Source organism: Pseudomonas sp. NPDC087639, assembly GCF_044743385.1.
Classification (GTDB): Bacteria; Pseudomonadota; Gammaproteobacteria; order Pseudomonadales; family Pseudomonadaceae; genus Aquipseudomonas.
The window spans coordinates 8,606-29,440 of sequence record NZ_JBIUWI010000016.1 but is presented as its reverse complement, the minus strand read 5'-3'; the positions used below and the strand labels follow the sequence as shown (position 1 = coordinate 29,440).

Sequence of the window (20,835 nt, the reverse complement as noted above, 5' to 3'; positions counted from 1 at the left end):
GCCGTTGTCAGCCACCATCGAGTATGTGGCCACATGACAACAACAAGAAGGATCCACCATGACTGCCCGCTTCCAGAACCCCGTCGATACCCGTTTCGGCTGGGGCAGCCTGCAAGACCTTGCCACCATTACCGAACAGCAAACCGTCGCCCTCGTAACCTTTCCCGAGGCACGTGGACTGGGGCTGGTGGATCGCCTGCAAGCTCTGCTTGGTGATCGTCTGGTCTACATCTTCGAAGACGTCCAACCGAATCCCGACGTCGCGCATTTGCGCAGCACGTATGAGGATTTCTGGCAGCGCGCCGGTGGATGCGACGTGGTGCTCGCCGTCGGTGGCGGCAGTGCCATCGACACCGCCAAGGCGTTGATCGTGGGCACCGAATCCGGGCGTTTCGATGAATTGCTGGCCTTGCTCGCGACCGGCCAGCCCTTCATTCCAGCTCGCTGCAAACAGCTGATTGCCGCGCCGACCACCGCTGGCACCGGCAGTGAAGTAACGCCTTGGGCGACGATCTGGGACAGCGCCAGCCACAAAAAATACTCGCTGCACCTGGAATGCACTTGGCCGCGTGTGGCAATCATCGACCCTCAACTGATGCTCACCGTGCCCGCCAGCGTCACCGTTTCAACCGGGCTCGACGCACTGTCCCATGCGCTGGAGTCAATCTGGAACGTCAACGCCAACCCGGTCTCCGACACTTTCGCGATTTCTGCCATCGAAGACATCCTCGAATGCCTGCCACAGCTACAGCAGGACTTGTCCAGCCAGGAGCTGCGCACGCGTATGGCGCTGGCCGCGCTCAAGGCCGGGCTGGCGTTTTCCAACACCAAAACCGCGTTGGCGCATTCGATTTCCTACGAAATGACCCTGCGTCACGGTCTGCCTCACGGCATCGCCTGCTCCTTCACCTTGCCGCTGGTGCTGGGTCTGGCCTGGGGGCATGACGTCACCCGCGACCGCACCCTGCAGCGGGTATTCGGTGAGGATTTGCCCAAGGCTCAACAGCAATTGCGCGAGTTCCTCCATGCCTTGGGCGTGAAGACCGAATTCGCCGACTACGGGGTCTCGGCCAAGGACGCCGAAGCCATCATTCACCTGGCGATGCAGGGCGCGCGCGGCAAGAACTTCATCGGTTCCCAAGCCGCCTGACGTCAGCCGATCCCTCAACCGCTGAAGCACAGCCGGCGGCGTAAGACGCTGCGGTGATTTCCTGTCGCACCAAAAAAGAGTGCACCCGTCGTCGACAACCGACGGGAATCCACAACAATAAGGAAAAGATCATGAATCGTGCAGAAACAATGCCTGGTCTCGCCGTAAGTTCTGCCTCGTTCCGGGTTGCGCAGTGGCGCATGCTGCTGGCGGCGATGTTCTGTTACCTGTTTTTCTATACCGGGAGGCAGACCTTCGGTTTTGCCATTCCGGGAATTCAGGCCGAGTTCGGCCTGAGCAAGGAAACCCTCGGCTGGGTGTCTGCTGCGATGTTGTGGGCCTACGCCATCGGCCAGGCTATCAACGGTAACCTCGCCGACAAATTCGGCGGCCGGAAGATCATGACCCTTGGTGCGGTGCTGTCCTGCGGCGCCAACTGGGTGACCAGTTTTGCTGGCGGCTTCGCCAGCCTGATTCTGCCGTGGGGCGTGAATGGCTACTTCCAGGCATTGGGCTGGGCGCCGGGCGGTCGACTGATTGCCAATTGGTGGGCGGCCGGTGAGCGCGGCAAGGTCTACGGTTTCTACACGTTTGCCGCCGGATGCGCTTCGATCCTCTCCTACGTCACTTCCATCGTCGTGCTGGAAGTGCTGCAACTTGAATGGCGCTGGATCTTCCGCCTGCCGGTGCTGCTGATGCTCGCCGGCGGGATCATCTTTTACCTCGTCGCCCGTGAACGTCCGCAGGATCTCGGCTTCCAGCCCGTAGCCGATACCGGCGTTGCCAACGCCGACGATAAACATCAGGAAGCGGCACAGGGCGAAGCCGAGTCATCGGGACAACGTTACAAAGCCGTGCTGAAGAATCCCCGCCTGCTGATCGCCGCGCTGTCGCTGGGCTTTCAAAACGCCGCACGCTACGGCTTGATCGTCTGGGTGCCGGTGCATTTTCTCGGCGCTGACTGGAAAAGTGGTGACGGCATGATCGACCCGAAATGGATCACCGTCGCCCTCCCGGTCGGTATGGCGGTCGGTGCTTTGAGCAACGGCTGGGTGTCGGACAAACTCTTCGGCTCCAAGCGTTACCTGGCGATCATGCTCTACATGTTCCTCGGTGCCGCGACCAGCCTGTGGATGTGGAGCCTGCCGCCGCACAGCCTGATCGGGCTGGTCGCCCTGTTCCTCTGCGGTTTCTTCGTCTACGGGCCGGCCTCGAGTTTCTGGGCACTGTGCCCGGATCTGGTCGGCGCCAAACGCGCCGGTACCGCGACCGGGATCATGAACTTCTCGTCCTACCTGTTCGCCGGGCTGGCCGAACCATTGATTGGTCGTCTGCTTGACTCCACGGCAAATACGTCTCTCATCTTCATAGTGGTCACCAGCGCCTGCCTGTGCAGCGCGGCGGTGGCAATGTTCATCCGACGCTGACGGGGCTTGCATGTACCAGTATCACAAGTGGTTGCGTTCGTTTCACGCAGTGGCCAAAACCGGCAGCTTCACCCTTGCCGCCGAGTATCTCAGTGTCGGTCAGCCGACCGTCAGCGAGCAGGTCAATGCGCTGGAGAAAACCTTCTCGGTGGAACTGTTCCATCGCCGTGGACGCTACATCGAGATGAGCGCCGCCGGGCACAAGCTGTACGCAATCACTCAAGGCCTGTTCGGTCAGGAAGACGAAGCGGTGCAACTGTTGCAAAGCTTTAAACAACGCAAGAACGGCATGCTGCGTCTCGGCGCAGTGTCGCCGCCAATAGCCATGAACCTGACGTACGAACTGATGCAACAGCACCCGGATATCGAACTGGAAACGTCGTTTTCCTCGGAAAAGGAAACCCTGGCCCGGTTGTTCAACTTCGATATCGACGTGGCGATTCTGGCGCTGTCGGAATTCGACCAGCGCTTCCATACGCGCCTGTATCACCGTTATCCGATCATTGCCGTGGTACGTGATGACCACCCGTGGGCCAGCCAGGCACAGGTACACGTCAACGAAATCAGCCGCGAAAAATGGGTGCTGCGCGAGAAGAGCTCGCGCACCCGGCAACTGGTGGAAGAAAGCTGCAAGCGCCTGGGCGTAGAGCTCAACTGCGTCATGCAGTTGAACAGCCGCGAAGCGATTGTGCACGCGATTGCCAAAGGCATCGGGATTGGCCTGGTGTCCGCTGTCGAGTACACCGAAACCCCGGGAACAAAACCCATCACTTTTGTCGATCACCCTTTTTCCATCGAATACCACTTGTGCTGTCTTGGCATCCGCAGGAACCGACCGGTGATCGCTGAGCTGTTCGATTCGGATCCGCCGTTGGTCACCTGACTCGACCGCCACGCTTATCCCTGACCCGCCCTCCCTCAACACCGAGGGACGGCCAACGCTTACCCGAAAACGGAGATTGACCATGCAGTACAACCAACCGACTCACCTGCAAGCCGCCGTCCTCGACTGGGCCGGCACCGTTGTCGATTTCGGCTCGTTTGCGCCGACACAGATTTTCGTCGAGGCTTTTGCCGAGTTCGGCGTGGCGGTGTCGCTGGAAGAGGCGCGCGGCCCGATGGGCATGGGCAAATGGGATCACATCCGCACCCTGTGCAACCTGCCGCAGATTGCCGAACGTTATCGCGCCGCCTTCGACCGCCTGCCGACTGACGAAGACGTTACTGCCATCTACGAACGCTTCATGCCACTGCAGATCGAGAAAATCGCCCTGCATTCGGCGTTGATCCCCGGCGCACTCCAGGCCATTGCCACTCTGCGTGACAAGGGCTTGAAAATCGGCTCGTGCTCCGGTTATCCGTCGGTGGTGATGGCCAAGGTCGTCGAGCTGGCGCGTGAGAACGGCTACATTGCCGATCACGTCGTCGCCACCGACGAAGTGCCCAATGGTCGGCCGTTTCCGGCGCAGGCGCTGGCCAATGTAATTGCTCTGGGCGTGGATGACGTGGCGGCATGCGTTAAAGTCGATGACACCTGGCCGGGTATTCTCGAAGGTCGCAGCGCCGGTATGTGGACGGTGGCGTTGACATGTTCCGGCAACGCACTGGGCCTGACCTACGAGCAATACAAGGCGCTGCCGTCGGATCGACTCGCCGAAGAGCGCGCACGAATCAGCGAGATGTTTGCCCCTTCACGTCCGCACTATCTGATCGACACCATCGCCGAATTGCCCGACGTGATTGAAGATATCAATGCTCGTCTTGCCCGAGGCGAAACTCCGCAGGGTTGCTGAGCCAATCCTCTGCTGGAGCTGTGGAAGGCTGCGATCTCTTGATCCTGATCTAAAAACATCAAAAGATCGTTGCCTTTGGCAGTTCAACACGCAGGGGTGCATCAAATCCGGGGCAAAAAAAAGCTGCCAGGAAGGCAGCAGAAACTTTAAGAACACGCGATGTGTTGACCCAAGCTTAGTCGGCGGATAATGACAGTGTCATGACAGGTCTGAATTCATCCAGTCGCCCCCGCGCCGTCATCAGGATGTCATCAACCCCACGGCAGAATCCTCGCAAACCGTCTCCAGCCTAGACGGATGCTTTGCAAGGATTGCCATGAAAGAAGACGACTCGCTGTTTGCCGCCATCGACCTGGGTTCGAATGCCTTTCGCCTGATGATCGGCCAGTCGGTGCGCAGCCGGAAGGGCTTGATGATTCAGGAAGTCAAAACCTTGCGGGAACCGGTGCGGCTCGCCGAGGGTTTTGAGGGCGGTGCGCTGGACACTTTGGCTCTGGATCGCGGCTGGCAGGCGCTGGCCCGCTTCGGCAAGAAATTACGCGGTTTCGAGCCGGGACGAGTGCGAGCGGTGGCCACCAGCGCGGTGCGTGAGGCGGACAATGCGCAGTTGTTTCTGGCCAGCGCAGAGCGGCATCTGGGTTTTCGCATCGATGTCATTTCCGGGGATGAAGAAGCGCGGCTGGTGTATGCCGGTGTGGCTCACACCTTGCCCGGGGTCGAGGACATGCGCCTGGTGGTCGATATCGGCGGCGGTTCCACCGAACTGATTCTCGGCCAAGGTTCGCAACCGTTGCTGACCGAAAGCATTGCCATTGGCAGCGGCACCTTGAGTACACGGTTTTTTCGCAACGGCGCTGTTTCCCCCGGCGCCCTGCAAGAAGCCGAGCGCTTCGCCATCCTGCAATTTGAAAAAGTCGCTCGGCGCTATCGTGCTCAGGGCTGGCAACAGACCATTGGCTCTTCCGGCACCGCGCGCATGCTGGCCAAGGTGCTCAAGGCCAATCGCCTGAACGACTTCGGCCAGGACGGCATTACCTACGCCGGACTCTTGCGTCTGTCGCTGCTTCTGCTGAAAGTGACCAATGTCCAGCAACTCAAACTCGCCGGTCTGCAACCCCACCGCCAAAGCATCCTGCCCGGCGGGCTGGTGCTGATGCTGGCAGCGTTCAAGGTGTTCGGCATTGCGCAGATGGTGCCGTCCGAGCCAGGTCTGCGCCTCGGTGTTTTGCACGGTTTGATGAGCAAACACTGATCCTGTCCCACATGCACCGCCCGCCCCACGGCTTTTGTTCGGCAACACCGCCGATCCCCGTCCCGATCCCCTCGCCAATTCAGTTCTATAGTTAGATCAAAATCGCTGGCCTTTTCCGCCCGTCGGGTGGTTGCGGCAGCCCCCTTCACAGCCTATGTTGCTTGCGAGCTTTTCCCGCGAACGGAACGCGATCCATCACCAACAAGAGGTGAAGAATGTCAAAGGAATCCCGCCCTGCTGTCCTGGGGCTGATAGGAAATACCCCGCTGGTACAAGTCACTCGCTTCGATACCGGCCCCTGCACACTGTTCCTCAAACTCGAATCACAAAACCCTGGCGGTTCGATCAAGGATCGTATCGGTCTGGCGATGATCGACGCCGCCGAACGTGATGGTCGCCTTAAACCGGGCGGCACCATCGTCGAGGCCACTGCCGGCAATACCGGCCTGGGTCTGGCGCTCGTTGGCCGTGCCAAAGGCTATCGCGTGGTGCTGGTTGTCCCGGACAAAATGTCCACCGAGAAAGTCCTGCACTTGAAAGCCATGGGCGCTGAAGTGCACATCACCCGCTCGGATGTCGGCAAGGGCCATCCCGAGTATTACCAGGACGTCGCCGCACGACTGGCGAAAGACATTCCCGGCGCGTTCTTTGCCGATCAGTTCAACAACCCGGCCAACCCACTGGCCCATGAATGCAGCACCGCGCCGGAGATCTGGGCGCAGACCGAACATGACCTGGATGCGATCGTGGTCGGCGTTGGCTCGGCAGGCACCCTGACCGGACTGACGCGGTTCTTCAAGCGCGTGCAGCCGGATCTGGAGATGGTCCTGGCCGATCCGGTTGGCTCGGTGATGGCGCAATACAGCCGTGACGGCTCGCTGCCGACCCCCGGTTCGTGGGCGGTCGAAGGCATTGGCGAAGACTTCATTCCGTCGATCACCGATCTCTCCAGCGTTCGCCACGCTTACTCGATCAGTGACGAAGAAAGCTTCGATCACGCTCGCCAATTGCTCAAAGCCGAGGGCATTCTGGGCGGCTCATCCACCGGCACCCTGCTCGCCGCAGCATTGCGTTATTGCCGCGAACAGACCGAGCCGAAACGCGTGGTGAGTTTTGTCTGCGACACCGGCACCCGCTACTTGTCGAAGGTTTACAACGACCAGTGGATGACCGACCAAGGCCTGTTACAGCGCAAGGGCTATGGCGACCTGCGCGATCTGATCGCCCGGCGTTTCGAGGACGGCCGCGTCATCAGCGTCGGTCCAGACGACACGTTGCTGACCGCGTTCCAGCGCATGCGCCTGGCGGACGTTTCGCAACTGCCAGTGCTGGTTGAAGGCAAGGAACTGGTCGGTGTGATCGACGAATCAGACATTCTGCTGGCCGTTCACGAAGATGCCGCCCGCTTCAGTCAATCGGTCTCCAGCGTGATGACCGACAAACTGCAAACCCTCGCCCCCGGCGCGCCTCTCGCTGAACTGGAATCGGTGCTCAGCCGCGGCCTCGTCGCCATCATCGCCGACGCTTCAGGCTTCCATGGCCTGATCACCCGCACCGACATGCTCAACCAATTACGGAGATCCCTCGCATGAGTCAGCACGACAAAAACACCCAAGGCTTCGCGACCCGGGTGATCCATGCCGGGCAAGAGCCTGACCCGACCACTGGCGCTCTGATGCCGCCGATCTACGCCAACTCCACCTACCTGCAAGACAGCCCCGGTGTGCACAAGGGGTTCGATTACGGGCGCTCGCATAACCCGACGCGTTTTGCCCTTGAGCGCTGCGTGGCGGATCTGGAAGGTGGCACCCGGGCGTTTGCCTTCGCTTCCGGGCTGGCGACGATTTCCACTGTGCTGGAACTGCTCGATGCCGGTTCACACATCATTTCCGGCAATGACCTGTACGGCGGCACCTTCCGGTTGTTCGACAAAGTGCGCCAACGCAGCGCCGGGCATCGTTTCAGCTACGTCGATCTGACTGACCTGTCAGCGTTCGAAGCATCGCTGCAGGACGACACGCGCATGGTCATGGTCGAGACGCCGACCAACCCCTTGTTGAGCCTGTCGGATCTTGCCGCCATTGCGCGCATCTGCCGGGCGCGCGGCATCATCACTGTCGCCGACAACACCTTTGCCAGCCCGTATATCCAGCGGCCGCTGGAGTTGGGTTTCGACATCGTGCTGCACTCGACCACCAAGTATCTGAACGGCCACTCCGATGTCATCGGCGGTATTGCCGTGGTCGGGCAGAATGCCGAGCTGGCGGAGCGTCTGGGCTTTTTGCAAAACGCGGTCGGCGCGATTTCCGGGCCGTTCGATGCATTCCTCACGTTGCGCGGTGTGAAAACCCTGGCGCTGCGCATGGAGCGCCATTGCAGCAACGCACTGGATCTGGCGCAGTGGCTCGAGCAGCAGCCGCAGGTCAAACATGTCTACTACCCGGGTCTGGCATCACACCCTCAGCATGAATTGGCCAAGCGGCAGATGCGCGGTTTCGGCGGGATGATTTCCGTGGACTTGAACACTGATCTGGCCGGCGCGCGACGCTTTCTTGAGAACGTGAAGATCTTCGCTCTGGCCGAGAGCCTGGGCGGCGTCGAGAGTCTGATCGAGCACCCGGCGATCATGACCCACGCCACGATCCCCCCTGAAACCCGCGCAAAACTGGGGATCGGCGATGGGCTGGTGCGTTTGTCCGTGGGTGTCGAAGACATCGAAGACCTGCGCGCCGATCTGGCCCACGCACTCAAGCAGATCTAGTCCTGCAAGAACGACAAAGCCCGCACGATGCGGGCTTTGGTGTTCGAGTAGGCGGCCAGCGCTGGTCTCTGGCTTACAAGGTTTATCAGGCTTCTCACAGTACCGGGCTAATTTGAAAAAGTAGTGCCTCGGCTGCTTCACACGGCGTAAGGGCTGGATCTCAGCGCGGAGATCTTTCTAACCGTGTACCCTTCGGAACGCGCCCCGCGCCCCCTTGCTATCCGATTGCGCATCAGTCTGCGTCTTCACCTACATCTTTGAGCCTAGCAAACGCACGGAAAACCGGGTTGGCGTTTTTAGACTGATTTCCTTCTTGCCCCTGCCTGCAAGGAAGTGAAACGACTATCGCCCATATCCTTGTCATCCCGCAGGATGGGCAGCGAATGCCGATCTATACTTCTCCAGTTGCGTTTCCAAGCGATCGAAATCATCGACACCCGTGCGCCAGTCGGTGCACCCGTGCCAATTGCCAAACAGCTTGACCCGAGTCAGTGAGTCGAACGCCAAAAATCTAACGGCGGGCATTGCCCAATTGCGGTGTGGCTGATGGGTCGTGGAGAAGATCATGAAACACAAGCTTTTGTCAGGCGTTGTATTAGCGGTAGCGACTACGATTGCGGCGCCCGGGATCTGGGCAGCACAGCCGCAAGCAGTGGCTGCGGATGGGTCGGATCGTGTCGGCGCCGGAGCTGTTGCGGCGGACGGCGCTGACCGTGTCGGCGCCGGGGCTGTTGCGGCGGACGGCGCTGACCGTGTCGGCGCCGGGGCTGTTGCGGCGGACGGCGCTGACCGTGTCGGCGCCGGGGCTGTTGCGGCGGACGGCGCTGACCGTGTCGGTGCCGGGGCTGTTGCGGCGGACGGCGCTGACCGTGTCGGCGCCGGGGCTGTTGCGGCGGACGGCGCTGATCGGGTCGGTGCCGGGGCTGTCGCGGCGGATGGCGCTGACCGTGTCGGTGCCGGGGCTGTTGCGGCCGACGGCGCTGACCGGGTCGGTGCCGGGGCTGTTGCGGCGGACGGCGCTGACCGTGTCGGCGCCGGGGCTGTTGCGGCGGATGGCGCTGATCGCGTGAACGCTAACCGCCTCGCCTATTCCCGCGCCGGCGTCGGTTCCGACCAAGTTGCCTCGGCACTGATGACGGGCAATTATTCCGACCAGTTCAACAGCCCTCAATAAACTCTCCCTCGACCCAACGGTCGGCTCCGAAGAGCCGTCCGTTCGGCGCCGCACTAGCACATTTGTGCTAATCGACCGCTCTGCCGCCCGGCGCTATATTCCCCCGCAACCCCCAATGTTCCTAAACACTGCCGCTTGGCGGTGCTCAGGATCGTTGTGCTCGGAAATCAGAACAACACCAAGGAAGAAACACCATGAAACTGCATGCACACCTCAGCAAAATCGTCGCCGTCGGTGCCCTGCTCCTGGGCACCACCGGTTGCCAGACCATGAAACCCACCGAAGCCAGCATGAAAGAGCGCGCCCAGACCGTCATCGGTAAACCGGTCTCGAAAATCGACAACATCCGTAACGACAGCACCCTCACCTACTACACCGCCCACACCCCGGCCGGTGAATACAACTGCCAGTTGCCCAGCGGCGCAATCATCGCCGTGGCGAGCATGGGCATCATGAAGCCACCGCTGTCATGCCTGCCGAAAGGTGCCTCGCCGCTTCCATTTCAATAATGCCTCTTCCTCGGTAAAGGACTACGTTCCGTCATGAAAACCCTGATCGCAACTCTCACCCTCGCCTCCCTTTTTTTGACCGGCTGCGCCACACCAAAACAATGGGAAGCCACTGGCGGCAGCAAGAACGATGGTGTCGTCCAGGTCTCCTACGAGCTGGGCCAGTTCGAAAGCGGCCAGACCAGCGCCGAACAAGGCCTGACCGTCGCTGCACAGCGCTGCAAGACCTGGGGCTACAAAAACGCCGAGGTCACCGGTTCGGAGAAAAACATCTGCCGCACCATGGGTCAGTACAACTGCCTGCAAACCACCATCACTCAGGATTACCTCTGCAAGCGTTGACTCAAACCTGCTCGACCGGCTCGGTTTGCCGGTCGCGCAGGGCACGCAAGGTCGCGCGCAACTCGACCGGGCGTACCGGTTTGGACAGGATGGCAATTTGGCGGTCGTGCAAGGCCGCCTGTATTTTTTCGATGTCATGCCCGCTGATGATCATTGCCGGCACCGCCCAGCCGCGTTGGCGGCGCACCTCGTCAATACACTCGATACCAGTGGCATGGGCGCCAAGATCATAATCGGCAACAATGATGTCGCAATCGGTGGTCAAGTCCTGCCCCGTCAACTCGGCCTGCACCACGCAGCCCCAGCGCTCCAGCAACGCCGATGTCGCCATCAATACGTTGCGATCATCCTCCACCAGACACACCTTCAGCCCGGTCAACAGGCCGACCTGGCGCGCTTCATCGCGATTGACCGATAGCTGCGGCGGCGCAGTCGTGGGCAGCCCCGACATGATGACAGCCGTACCCCGACCGATTCGCGAGCGCAACGCGACATCTAGATCAATCAACTGCCCCAGGCGCTTGACGATCGACAGGCCCAGCCCCACACCTTCGACATCTTTGTCACGCACTTGGCGAACCCGGTAGAACTCCTCGAATACCTTTGGCAAATGCTCTTGGGCAATGCCGCTGCCCTGATCGTAAATCACGATAGCCAGCCCTGCTCCGCGCGTGCGCACACCAATCAGCACCGGCCGCTGCGCACCATATTTGAAACAGTTGGAAAGCACGTTCTGCACCATGGTCGCGAGCAGCGACGGATCGGTTCGAACCCAGTAATGACAGGGTCGCAAGCGCAGTTCCACGCCAGCCCAACGCGCGGCTTCGGCATTCTCGCGGATCAGATCGGCAAGCCACTCGCCCAGATTCAGGGTTTGCAGTTTTGGCAGAATCCGCCCGTTATCGAGGGTGTACAGGTCGAGAATCGAGCGGAACAACTGCGATACGTTCAGCAGCGAACGGTCGATGTTGTCGACCAGCCGCCGCTCCTCATCCCCCAGCCTCGACTCACGCAGGCACGCGGTAAACAGGCCGATGGAGTGAATCGGCTGACGCAAATCATGGCTGGCCTGGGCGAGAAACCGCGACTTCTCCAGATTGGCCGCGACCGCTTCCTCGGAGGCCTTGCGCGTGCGTTCCAGCAGCAGGTGCGCGTAGAACGGGATCATCGTGCTGGTGATCATCAGCATCAACACCATGAACGGTTGCGCCTGCCATAACGGCGTCAGGCGATAAACGCAGAGCAGCGCCAGCAACGCCAACACTGTGGCAATCGCCAGATAGCGCGAGCCGTATCGCATGCCGTTGCCGAGGTTGACCCAGATGATCACCGCATAAAGCGGCAACGCCGCTTCGCCGCCAACCACCAGCCCGAAACAGGTGCCGGTGTAATCGTGAACCATGGCGAAAATCCGTCGTACCGGGTAATGCCCCGGCCAGCGCACAATCGTCTGACGCAGCACAATCGAAGCCAGCAAAAACAGACAGATATACGTGACCACAGGCAGGTAAGTATCGAAGCGTTGGCCCGGCAAAAAACCCAGTACACCGATATAAACCACGGCAATGCCAGCGATGATAATGCGCAGGTTGGCCTGGTCGAGTTCGGTGTTTTTCTCGAACTTCATCGTTAACGTCCTTGTGCCGCAATCGTCATATTCGGAATGAGCCTACAGGCAATCCAAGCGCCCAATGCTAAGGTGTTTGCCAAGAACAAGCCTGACCCAGGGAGGGTCACGCCATGACATGCCGAATTATCATAGCCGACGATCACCCGATGTTTCGCGAGGCCATGCTGCGCACTGTCCAGCGCCTGCTGCCCGACGCGAGTATCGAAGAGGCTGGCGACCTGGCCAGCGTAATGGCGCTGCTGCCCTGCGGTGACGAGCCGGACACGCTGATTCTGGATCTGCGCTTTCCCGGACTCACCTGCGTCAGCCAGCTCGCTGAACTGCGCCGACGCCTGCCGCGTACCACCCTGATCGTGGTGTCGATGGTCGATGATGAAACGTTGATCAGTGAAGTCATGGCCGCCGGCATCGACGGTTTCATCGGCAAGAACATTGCCCCGGGCGAGATTGGCCAGGCGATCCTGGCGATTCGCGAAGGTGAAGTGCTGGTGAAATTCGCGCCGTCGGGACTGTTGCCGCTGGAGACCGGCGTCGCCCTCACGCCCCGTCAGCAGGACGTGTTGCGATTGATCGCCCAAGGCAAGACCAACAAGGAAATCGCCCGTGAGCTGGATATTTCACCGTTTACGGTAAGGATTCATGTGTCTTCGTTGTTGCGCACGTTGAACGTACCGTCGCGGGCGGCGGCGGTAAAATTCTCTGGAGGGATCCGCAGCCGTTCGTGACCGATTTCAGACAGCTATTAATTAACGCAATCTACTCACACACGCAGCCAGATCAATCTCTTTTATCGCAATTCCGCTAGGTCTACCAAGGTGCATTTATGAATGCCCAAACAATCTCAGACTCAAAAAGCGCCTGCGTTTATAGACGATTGGCATTGGGTATTTTGTCTCAATTAAGAGCATCCGCACCCTGCAAAAGCGGTTCCAAAAACAGTGACATGCTAGCAAAATGCCGTCATGCTGAATGCGTCTGTACGAAGCATGATAATGGGCGGACCAAGCTATCTTCCGCGGTAAGCATTGACGAAAAAATCGGAGCTTACCGAATAAGATATTTAGAAGTTTGCTTTGAAAAACACTGGAACTTTTTCCAAGGAGCTAACCGCAATGGACTTCAACAGCATTATTAACGCCATCGAAGGGCAAGTATTAACCAATCAATTAATAGAGAGTATTGGATTAGAAAGACCCTCTAAGAAAGTCATCGAAAAAGAAATAAAATCCAAGACTTCCGACTTGCTAACATTGATGAGTTCGAATAACACAAAAAAGGCTCAAACCTTAGCCCTCGCACTGATTATATTTCACCCTGAAAAATCTCTTACAGAAATGAGGCGGATAGGAGTATTTAGAAGCTCGAAATATAAATTCAAAACAAATACTGCAAAATCCGTAATCCAATCTTGCATGACGCACAAGGAATTGTTGCACCTCACAACAGAACAAACAAACTTTCTTGAATCCACTAAAAACCTGCTCAATCTCGGAGCAAAGGCGAAACAAATCAATGAAGGCTTAATTCAAATAATAAAAAACAGAAAAAATCTAATTATCAAAACATTGCTAGCAAACATTGAAATATTATTCGCAACCCGATTCACTGGAGGCAATAAACAATTGCCCTCTCACGAAATAGATCATTACAGCAACGAAGACCTCGCTGAAGCCTTTAGCTATATCTTAAAGCTACACAACAACGAGCTCGGCATTATAAATAAGCACTTTCAGCACATTGACGAATCAGCAACTCAAACCAATTTTTACTGGAACATCCTGATCGAGTCCGCGAAAATCTGCCAATACAAGGAGGCAGAGATTTTATTGGATGGTTTCCCCTATCAAGCAATAGACAATCAAAGCCTAAAAATAGAAGCAATCAACCCTCGCTTGGAACAGTCCATCAGACTTGGTTACATACAAGCCTTCCAACAGATGATTATTCGCAGACTGGGATTGGAAGAACATATCTTTAACAAAGACAACGAACACCGCCCTGCCTCTATAAGAAAATTTGCTGAAGAATTTTATACAGCGGGAAAAGATGAAATAATCTCCATAGTAAAAAAACCAATTCCAAGATACGTAATGAAGTACATTTTAGACCCAGTCATTTTAAAGCCATTTTCTACCGATGAGCTTTTTGAAGAAGAAATCGAAGCTCTGGTGCAATTGGGTTTAGAGAACTATGACTATGGGATTTTAAAAGATGTTGAAATAAAAGATGGAATAACTGCGCTAGACATCATGAAAGTTCAGCGGTTTTTTCGCTTTGCAAGCACGATTTTTCAATGTGCATTAGCTGATCATCCAAAAGAAGACAGATACGTCATTGCCCTAAGGTCCGTCCTGCCAACATTTGGCGAAACCCAACTGAAACAGCTTATTGAATTGATAATTCCAAACCGCGACCCTTCCAAAATATTGGATTTAATTTCATTAGACCTTTCAGACCCTGACCATATTGACATTCAATACACCCCACTACTGAAGTTAAACGGTCATTATCTCGCTTCGCCTGCAATTATCGCAAACTCCAATCTCGCAAGGAATATATTCTGCGCTCACAGAATAAAACAGCCTTTCATAGAGAAAATTGATCCAATGCAATCCAAAATTGCAAGCGCCCTGAAGGAGCAAGGCTTTCAGGTAGCACAGGAAGTTAACATTCTTTTCCAAAAAAAGGAAATGGAAACCGATATAGTCGCCTTCAAGGATGGCCACCTCTTTTTGATTGAGTGTAAGAACTCGTATCACCCGTGCAATGTTCATGAGATGCGAAACAGCTTTGACCAAATATCATATGGCGCGCATCAGCTCAATATTAGAAAAGCATGGTTGATGGACACTGAGGAGCAGAAGAGACTTTTTTCCAAAGCCAAATTCACATATCAGCCGATCAAAGAGATTCACACCTGCATTGCATTAGCAAACAGGGTTTTCAATGGATATAACATCAGCACCCATCCAGTACGTCAAGGGCACGAATTCATAAACATGATAACGACCGGAAAAATTAATATTGCAGGTAAAATGCGGAATGTTTGGAAGACTACAGAGTTCAGCCCTAACGACCTCATTGCATATCTGAGCGGAGATACCATACTTGATGATTGTTTCAAATCATTAACAAAAACAAGTCGAACTTACACACTCAAAAACAAAGACATTTCCTTTTCAACATACACATTGGATCCAGAACAACTTTCAAAAATCTCGGAGAGACACCCTGAGATCAGCTGATATAGCTCTATTTCAAAATATACCTTAACTGAAGCAGGAACTTAAGCAAACCCAATCTGACATAAATAGCGGGGCAATTGGCGCCCCGCCTTCGATTTATTTGATTCACCGAATCCACGAAACGAACTGAAAGAATCCGAAATTACTCCTCTGAACAGTGCCACCCCCTACAAGCGCTGCGGAATATCAGGCTTACACGACACGGGCCTTTTTTCCTCGATCCATTCGCCTGCGTATCTCCTAGTTAATCAGCAATGTTTAAATAATCACGGATCGACTTGCGCCATCAACTCCGGCACCGATTCCGGCCGCTTGGCATAACGCTGCGCCAGCACCGCACAGACCATCAGTTGAATCTGGTGGAACAGCATCAGCGGCAAAATCAGCACGCCGATGGTGCTGCCGGCAAACAACACCTGAGCCATCGGCACGCCGGTGGCCAGGCTCTTTTTCGAGCCGCAGAATAGAATGGTGATGCGGTCTTCCTGGCTGAAGCCAAACGCCTTGCCCAGCAGTGTTGACGCCACCAGCACCAGTGCCAGCAAGATGCAGCAGACCAGCACCAGCCCCAACAACTCGATGAGCGGGATCTGATGCCAGATACCTTCGTTGACCGCCTCGCTGAAAGCGCCGTACACCACCAGCAGAATCGAGCCCTGATCGACAAACTTCAGCCAGTTCTTGTTACGCCCCACCCACGCGCCAATCCAGCGACGGGCGATTTGACCGGCAATGAATGGCAGCAGCAGTTGCATGCTGATTTTCAGGATCGCATCGAGGGTCGAACCGCCGTCGCCATGCACATTGAGCAGCAGTGTCACCAGTAACGGCGTCAGGAAAATCCCGAACAGGCTGGACGCGGCCGCGCTGCAAATTGCAGCCGGAATATTGCCCCGCGCCAGCGAAGTGAAGGCAATCGCCGACTGCACAGTGGCCGGCAATGCGCAGAGGTAAAGCATGCCCATGTACAGCTTGTCGCCGATCAACGGCGACAACAGCGGTTTCAGCGCCAGCCCCAATAGCGGAAAAAGGACAAAAGTCAGGCCGAACACCAACAGGTGCAGGCGCCAATGGCCGGCACCGGCGATGATCGATTCCCGCGACAGTTTGGCGCCGTGCAGGAAAAACAGCAGCGCGATGGCAATGTTGGTCAGCCAGCCGAAGCCGACCGCGACCTTACCGCTGGCGGGCAGAAAGCTGGCTAGCAGCACGACGCCTATCAGCGTCAGGGTGAAATTGTCGGGGAGGAATCTTGGGCGCGTCATGATGTGTTTATCCGGGGGTTGCCAGTGCGTGACGACGACTCTAACGTGACAGCCAATTACCGACTAACGCCGAAGAGCCTTCAGATGCCGCCTAAAGGACATGACAAAAGTATCCGGCGCAGTATTCCCGGGCTGCCAAGCCTGCCACGCCCGCTGTACGGACGTACGGAATCGCTGCCCAATCGCGCACTGACCCGGCGCCACAGTCATCCTTGGGTGCAGCTCTCCTACGCAATTCAGGGTGTGCTTGAGGTGCAGACCAGCGCCGGGCGGTTCGTCGCACCACCGGAGCGCGCGGTGTGGATTCCGGCCGGCGTACCGCATCGGGTATTCAGCTCGCCACATACCGAGATGCGCAGCCTGTACATCGATTGCAGCGTCGTCGGTTGGGCGGTTGAGCATTGCCATGTGCTCGGCGTCAGCGATTTGCTCAGGGAACTGATCCGTGCGTTCAGTCAGGTGCCGGTGGAATACGACCAGAACGGCGCGCATGGGCGCCTTGCGCAGGTGATCCTCGATCAACTGGTCGATGCCCCGCACATTGACCTGATGCTGCCGTTGCCGCAGGACCCGCGCTTGCGGCAGATCTACCAAAGCCTGGAGCAACGCCCGGAACAGCAAACCACGCTGAGCCACTGGAGCGAGAAACTCGGCGTCACCGAAAAAACCCTCACGCGTCTGTTTTTGCGCGACACCGGCCTGACCTTCCGCGCATGGCGCCAGCGCCTGCGCCTGCTCGGCGCTCTGACACCGCTGGAGAAAGGCGAGCGCGTCACGGACGTCGCGCTGGCCTGTGGTTATGACTCGACGTCGGCGTTTATCGCGGCGTTTCGGCAACAGTTTGGGGAAACGCCGGGGGAGTTTTTTCGTTGAGGCGCCAAACATGTTTTCCGGAAAACGAGCAAGCATCGGGTTGCCACTTTACCCCCCGACACTTCGGTTTTATCGAACTCTGACCAAGAAATAAACGATTTTTCTTTGCCACAAACTCGTCGTTAGCATGGCCTCGTCTGACCCTCTTACCACCAAAGACAGGGAGCGTGACATGCCAGCCACGAACATCAATATCGGCGAACCCTGGATGTGGGGTGCCTTCATCGTCTTCGTTCTTGCCATGCTGGCATTGGATTTGTTTGTGTTCGGGGGGCGCAAGGCGCATCGGGTATCCGTTCGCGAAGCCTTGGCCTGGGTCATTGCCTGGTGCTTGTTGGCCCTGTCGTTCGCAGCCCTGCTGTGGTGGTATCTGCACGGCACGTTCGGCGGCGAAATCGCCCGACAGAAAACCCTGGAATTCCTCACCGGTTATCTGATCGAGCAATCGCTGTCGATCGACAACATGTTCATCTTCGTAATGATCTTCAGCTACTTCGCCGTGCCGCCGGAGTTGCAGCGCCGAGTGTTGCTGTACGGTGTGCTTGGGGCAATCGTGATGCGCGCGGTGATGATTTTCGCCGGTGTGTGGCTGGTCTCGCAGTTTGAATGGCTTCTGTATGCCTTCGGCGTGTTCCTGATCATCACCGGGATCAAGATGCTGGTGTTCGCCGATCAGCAGCCGGATCTGGAAAAAAATCCTTTATTACGCTGGGTGCGCGGCCATCTGCGCGTCACCAGCGGTTTTCATGGCGAGCGGTTTTTCGTGTTGCAGAACGGCGTACGCTGGGCAACGCCAATGTTCCTGGTGCTGGTGCTGATTGAGGCCAGCGATCTGATGTTTGCGGTCGACAGCATCCCGGCGATCTTCGCCGTCACCACTGACCCGTTTATCGTCTTCACCTCGAACATCTTCGCGATCATGGGCCTGCGCGCGCTGTACTTCCTGCTGGCGGACATGGCCGACCGCTTTCATCTGCTCAAGTACGGTTTGGCGATTGTGCTGGTATTCATTGGCGGCAAGATGACCCTGATGCCGTGGTTTCACATGCCGGTGGAGTGGTCGCTGGCGGTGGTGGGTGGTGTGATCCTGGGGTCGGTGTTGTTGAGTCTGCTGCTGACCAGAGACAAAACGCCGGAGAACCAGTCACCATAAGCCCCTGTGCGAGTAAGCCTGCTCATTTCACGGCAATCAGCTCTGCTTGTACCCGCGCACTTCATCAACGCCACGGTTAGCCAACTGGTCAGCCCGCTCGTTGCCGTGATGGCCAATGTGTCCGCGCACCCACTTCCACGTGACCTTGTGGCGGTTGACCTGCTCATCCAACTCTTTCCACAGATCAGCGTTCTTCACCGGTTCCTTGGCAGCGGTTTTCCAGCCACGCTTCTTCCAGTTGGCCATCCACTCGTTGATGCCCTTCATGACGTACTGCGAGTCGGTCACCAGCAGCACTTCACATGGGCGCTTCAGAGCTTCAAGGCCGCGAATGGCGCCGAGCAGTTCCATGCGGTTGTTGGTTGTGTTGGCTTCGCCGCCCCACAACTCCTTCTCAACGCCCTTGCACACCAGCAAAGCACCCCAGCCACCCGGGCCAGGGTTGCCCTTGCAGGCGCCATCGGTGAACAGTTCTACGTTATCGACGCTTTCGCTCATGCCAATCTATCCAGAAAAAATACATGCCTCGCCAATCGCGGATTGACGATTACCGCGGCCGGAGCAGGTCCGGCCACTGTAAAAAAGAAAGTTTACGGTTCGATGCGGCGGCGGTTGACCTTGGCCATCGGCAGCGGAATCAGCTTGCCCATCGGCTCGCGACGCTCCTGACGCAGGGGCCGCAGCCCGACCACAATCTTGCGCGCCACCAATAAATAGAAGCCGCCGCCCGACAGTTGCCAGTCACCGGCCTTGCGTTCCCAGCCGGCCAGTCGGGCCTGCCACTTGGGCGAAGCAAGCGGCGGACGATAGCACCCGAAGCGGCGTTTCTCCAGCGCAAAACCCAGCAGATTGAGCCAGTCGGCGACCCGCGACGGCGAGATGCAACGGGCCTGGCGCAACGCATCATGGGCGAATACATGACGCAGGCCCCAAGTGCTCCATGGGTTGATTCCGATGATCAGCAGGTGCCCGCCGGGGCGCACGCTGCTCGCGGCTTCGCGCAACAGGCCATGGGGCGACAGGCAGAAATCCAGACCATGCTGCATGACCACCACATCGGCGGCGTGTTCGCTCAATGGCCACGCCTGCTCTTCGCAGACGATCTCGACACCCGGCAGCGGTGCACCGAGCCGCACGTTGCGCTGCACTTGCGGTGCCGACGGCGGGGTGTCGGCCGATGGGCCGTAATGCACGAGATAGCCGCCAAAGAAGCGGCCCAACTCGTCTTCGAGCATGCGCCGCTCTTCATCCAACAGAAATTGCCCGAGCGGGCCCGACAGCCATTCACGGGCGGCGCTGATCAACGCCAGCCAGTCCGGATCAGCCTGAGCGAACGCTTTATCGGTCATGTCATTCTCCAACGCGCCAGGAACTACTAAGATGCGCCAATGTTTTCCGCTTGGCGAATTCCGACGATGATACAGATCAGTGCCCTGCCCGCGTTCACCGACAACTACATCTGGTTGTTACAGGATCACCGTACCCAGCGCTGCGCCGTGGTCGACCCGGGCGATGCCGCACCCGTACAGGCTTGGCTAGCGGCGCATCCAGGCTGGGTGCTGAGCGACATCCTGATCACCCACCATCATCATGACCACGTTGGCGGCGTCGAACGCCTGAAGCAGGCCAGCGGCGCGACCGTTTATGGTCCGGCCAGCGAAAACATCCCGGCGCGCGATATTGCCCTCAAGGACAACGACAAGGTCAGCGTGCTCGGCTGGGACTTCGATGTCTATGCCGTGCCCGGTCACACCTTGGGACACATTGCCTATTACCACCACGGCCTGCTGTTCTGCGGCGACACGCTGTTTGCCGCCGGGTGCGGCCGGTTGTTCGAAGGCACCCCGGAGCAGATGCATCATTCGCTCGGCCGTCTCGCCGCCTTGCCAGAAGATACGCTGGTCTACTGCACCCATGAATACACCCTGAGCAATCTCAAGTTTGCCGCAGCGGTCGAGCCGGGCAACCCGGACATTGCCGCCCGTCTGGAAAAAGTCACCCAGCAACGGCAAAACGGTGTCATGACCCTGCCCTCGACCCTGGCCCTGGAAAAGCTTACAAATCCGTTTTTGCGCACCAATGAAACATTAGTTACACAAAAAGTGGACGAACGGGCAGGCGCTCAAAACCGGGCGCCGAGTGAGGTTTTTGCGGCTCTGCGGGCATGGAAAGATACGTTCTAAGTGCCTCGACGCCGGGTCCAAAAATTCTGAATGGTTGACCGCAGGGGGTGCGCTTTCTAGAATCGCCCGACATTTTTG

At 57.5% G+C, this 20,835-nt stretch carries 19 protein-coding genes; 15 read left to right on the top strand and 4 right to left on the bottom strand.

Annotated elements, in window-relative coordinates; genetic code table 11:
* Nucleotides 1–58 precede the first annotated feature (58 nt).
* The 10 genes from psrA (at nucleotide 59) to yecR (ending at nucleotide 10,408) form a co-directional block, all read left to right on the top strand.
* Nucleotides 59–1,150, top strand: coding sequence for an iron-containing alcohol dehydrogenase PsrA (gene psrA / locus ACIOVB_RS09410; protein WP_401267007.1), 1,092 nt, complete (start codon nucleotides 59–61; stop codon nucleotides 1,148–1,150).
* A 131-nt stretch (nucleotides 1,151–1,281) separates the two neighbouring features.
* Nucleotides 1,282–2,577, top strand: a complete 1,296-nt coding sequence (locus ACIOVB_RS09405; protein ID WP_187678639.1) for an MFS transporter — start codon at nucleotides 1,282–1,284, stop codon at nucleotides 2,575–2,577.
* 10 nt (nucleotides 2,578–2,587) lie between these two features.
* A complete protein-coding gene (locus ACIOVB_RS09400) occupies nucleotides 2,588–3,460 on the top strand; it encodes a LysR substrate-binding domain-containing protein (protein ID WP_401267004.1) in 873 nt (290 codons plus the stop codon).
* A gap of 82 nt (nucleotides 3,461–3,542) precedes the next feature.
* The gene (gene phnX / locus ACIOVB_RS09395) at nucleotides 3,543–4,370 is read left to right on the top strand and encodes a phosphonoacetaldehyde hydrolase (protein ID WP_401267001.1); all 828 of its coding nucleotides are present in this window, start codon (nucleotides 3,543–3,545) and stop codon (nucleotides 4,368–4,370) included.
* A 316-nt stretch (nucleotides 4,371–4,686) separates the two neighbouring features.
* Complete coding sequence (locus ACIOVB_RS09390) at nucleotides 4,687–5,622, top strand: Ppx/GppA family phosphatase (RefSeq protein WP_401266999.1); 936 nt, start codon at nucleotides 4,687–4,689, stop codon at nucleotides 5,620–5,622.
* A 215-nt stretch (nucleotides 5,623–5,837) separates the two neighbouring features.
* On the top strand, nucleotides 5,838–7,214 hold the full coding sequence (locus ACIOVB_RS09385) for a pyridoxal-phosphate dependent enzyme (protein WP_401266997.1): 1,377 nt from the start codon (nucleotides 5,838–5,840) through the stop codon (nucleotides 7,212–7,214).
* Entirely contained in the window at nucleotides 7,211–8,383 is a 1,173-nt protein-coding gene (locus tag ACIOVB_RS09380; protein ID WP_401266994.1) for a cystathionine gamma-synthase, read from the top strand. The genes ACIOVB_RS09385 and ACIOVB_RS09380 overlap by 4 nt, the downstream gene beginning before the upstream one ends.
* A gap of 565 nt (nucleotides 8,384–8,948) precedes the next feature.
* On the top strand, nucleotides 8,949–9,557 hold the full coding sequence (locus tag ACIOVB_RS09375; RefSeq protein ID WP_401266991.1) for a hypothetical protein: 609 nt from the start codon (nucleotides 8,949–8,951) through the stop codon (nucleotides 9,555–9,557).
* 194 nt (nucleotides 9,558–9,751) lie between these two features.
* Nucleotides 9,752–10,066: a hypothetical protein gene (locus ACIOVB_RS09370; protein ID WP_401266988.1), complete on the top strand. Its 315-nt coding sequence runs from the start codon at nucleotides 9,752–9,754 to the stop codon at nucleotides 10,064–10,066.
* Nucleotides 10,067–10,099: 33 nt separating this feature from the next.
* Entirely contained in the window at nucleotides 10,100–10,408 is a 309-nt protein-coding gene (gene yecR / locus ACIOVB_RS09365) for a YecR family lipoprotein (protein WP_187678647.1), read from the top strand.
* 1 nt (nucleotide 10,409) lies between these two features.
* Here the strand turns inward: yecR and ACIOVB_RS09360 are convergent, their stop codons facing one another.
* Complete coding sequence (locus ACIOVB_RS09360) at nucleotides 10,410–12,035, bottom strand: hybrid sensor histidine kinase/response regulator (RefSeq protein WP_401266985.1); 1,626 nt, start codon at nucleotides 12,033–12,035, stop codon at nucleotides 10,410–10,412.
* A gap of 113 nt (nucleotides 12,036–12,148) precedes the next feature.
* Between ACIOVB_RS09360 and ACIOVB_RS09355 the strand changes: the two genes are divergently transcribed.
* Together ACIOVB_RS09355 and ACIOVB_RS09350 are read left to right on the top strand one after the other, a co-directional pair.
* Complete coding sequence (locus ACIOVB_RS09355) at nucleotides 12,149–12,763, top strand: LuxR C-terminal-related transcriptional regulator (RefSeq protein ID WP_401266983.1); 615 nt, start codon at nucleotides 12,149–12,151, stop codon at nucleotides 12,761–12,763.
* 387 nt (nucleotides 12,764–13,150) lie between these two features.
* Nucleotides 13,151–15,283, top strand: a complete 2,133-nt coding sequence (locus tag ACIOVB_RS09350) for a hypothetical protein (RefSeq protein ID WP_401266981.1) — start codon at nucleotides 13,151–13,153, stop codon at nucleotides 15,281–15,283.
* Nucleotides 15,284–15,549: 266 nt separating this feature from the next.
* Here the strand turns inward: ACIOVB_RS09350 and ACIOVB_RS09345 are convergent, their stop codons facing one another.
* Entirely contained in the window at nucleotides 15,550–16,548 is a 999-nt protein-coding gene (locus ACIOVB_RS09345) for a bile acid:sodium symporter family protein (protein ID WP_401266978.1), read from the bottom strand.
* A gap of 84 nt (nucleotides 16,549–16,632) precedes the next feature.
* Between ACIOVB_RS09345 and ACIOVB_RS09340 the strand changes: the two genes are divergently transcribed.
* Together ACIOVB_RS09340 and ACIOVB_RS09335 are read left to right on the top strand one after the other, a co-directional pair.
* Entirely contained in the window at nucleotides 16,633–17,421 is a 789-nt protein-coding gene (locus ACIOVB_RS09340) for a helix-turn-helix domain-containing protein (RefSeq protein WP_187678651.1), read from the top strand.
* 172 nt (nucleotides 17,422–17,593) lie between these two features.
* The gene (locus ACIOVB_RS09335; protein WP_187678652.1) at nucleotides 17,594–18,574 is read left to right on the top strand and encodes a TerC family protein; all 981 of its coding nucleotides are present in this window, start codon (nucleotides 17,594–17,596) and stop codon (nucleotides 18,572–18,574) included.
* 36 nt (nucleotides 18,575–18,610) lie between these two features.
* Here ACIOVB_RS09335 and rnhA read toward each other — a convergent pair whose 3' ends face one another.
* The gene (gene rnhA / locus ACIOVB_RS09330; RefSeq protein ID WP_187678653.1) at nucleotides 18,611–19,072 is read right to left on the bottom strand and encodes a ribonuclease HI; all 462 of its coding nucleotides are present in this window, start codon (nucleotides 19,070–19,072) and stop codon (nucleotides 18,611–18,613) included.
* A 92-nt stretch (nucleotides 19,073–19,164) separates the two neighbouring features.
* Nucleotides 19,165–19,923, bottom strand: a complete 759-nt coding sequence (locus ACIOVB_RS09325) for a class I SAM-dependent methyltransferase (RefSeq protein ID WP_187678654.1) — start codon at nucleotides 19,921–19,923, stop codon at nucleotides 19,165–19,167.
* Nucleotides 19,924–19,989: 66 nt separating this feature from the next.
* Here ACIOVB_RS09325 and gloB point away from each other — a divergent pair, with 66 nt between their 5' ends.
* The gene (gene gloB, locus ACIOVB_RS09320; protein ID WP_401266973.1) at nucleotides 19,990–20,757 is read left to right on the top strand and encodes a hydroxyacylglutathione hydrolase; all 768 of its coding nucleotides are present in this window, start codon (nucleotides 19,990–19,992) and stop codon (nucleotides 20,755–20,757) included.
* The last annotated feature ends 78 nt before the right edge of the window (nucleotides 20,758–20,835 follow it).

Coding starts and splice junctions, on each gene's coding strand:
- gloB (WP_401266973.1), top strand. CDS start 19,990: ATGATACAGATCAGTGCCCTGCCCGCGTTCACCGACAACTACATCTGG.
- ACIOVB_RS09350 (WP_401266981.1), top strand. CDS start 13,151: ATGGACTTCAACAGCATTATTAACGCCATCGAAGGGCAAGTATTAACC.
- ACIOVB_RS09335 (WP_187678652.1), top strand. CDS start 17,594: ATGCCAGCCACGAACATCAATATCGGCGAACCCTGGATGTGGGGTGCC.
- psrA (WP_401267007.1), top strand. CDS start 59: ATGACTGCCCGCTTCCAGAACCCCGTCGATACCCGTTTCGGCTGGGGC.
- ACIOVB_RS09355 (WP_401266983.1), top strand. CDS start 12,149: ATGACATGCCGAATTATCATAGCCGACGATCACCCGATGTTTCGCGAG.
- ACIOVB_RS09400 (WP_401267004.1), top strand. CDS start 2,588: ATGTACCAGTATCACAAGTGGTTGCGTTCGTTTCACGCAGTGGCCAAA.
- ACIOVB_RS09405 (WP_187678639.1), top strand. CDS start 1,282: ATGAATCGTGCAGAAACAATGCCTGGTCTCGCCGTAAGTTCTGCCTCG.
- ACIOVB_RS09325 (WP_187678654.1), bottom strand. CDS start 19,923: ATGACCGATAAAGCGTTCGCTCAGGCTGATCCGGACTGGCTGGCGTTG.
- phnX (WP_401267001.1), top strand. CDS start 3,543: ATGCAGTACAACCAACCGACTCACCTGCAAGCCGCCGTCCTCGACTGG.
- yecR (WP_187678647.1), top strand. CDS start 10,100: ATGAAAACCCTGATCGCAACTCTCACCCTCGCCTCCCTTTTTTTGACC.
- ACIOVB_RS09380 (WP_401266994.1), top strand. CDS start 7,211: ATGAGTCAGCACGACAAAAACACCCAAGGCTTCGCGACCCGGGTGATC.
- ACIOVB_RS09340 (WP_187678651.1), top strand. CDS start 16,633: ATGCCGCCTAAAGGACATGACAAAAGTATCCGGCGCAGTATTCCCGGG.
- rnhA (WP_187678653.1), bottom strand. CDS start 19,072: ATGAGCGAAAGCGTCGATAACGTAGAACTGTTCACCGATGGCGCCTGC.
- ACIOVB_RS09360 (WP_401266985.1), bottom strand. CDS start 12,035: ATGAAGTTCGAGAAAAACACCGAACTCGACCAGGCCAACCTGCGCATT.
- ACIOVB_RS09370 (WP_401266988.1), top strand. CDS start 9,752: ATGAAACTGCATGCACACCTCAGCAAAATCGTCGCCGTCGGTGCCCTG.
- ACIOVB_RS09375 (WP_401266991.1), top strand. CDS start 8,949: ATGAAACACAAGCTTTTGTCAGGCGTTGTATTAGCGGTAGCGACTACG.
- ACIOVB_RS09385 (WP_401266997.1), top strand. CDS start 5,838: ATGTCAAAGGAATCCCGCCCTGCTGTCCTGGGGCTGATAGGAAATACC.
- ACIOVB_RS09345 (WP_401266978.1), bottom strand. CDS start 16,548: ATGACGCGCCCAAGATTCCTCCCCGACAATTTCACCCTGACGCTGATA.
- ACIOVB_RS09390 (WP_401266999.1), top strand. CDS start 4,687: ATGAAAGAAGACGACTCGCTGTTTGCCGCCATCGACCTGGGTTCGAAT.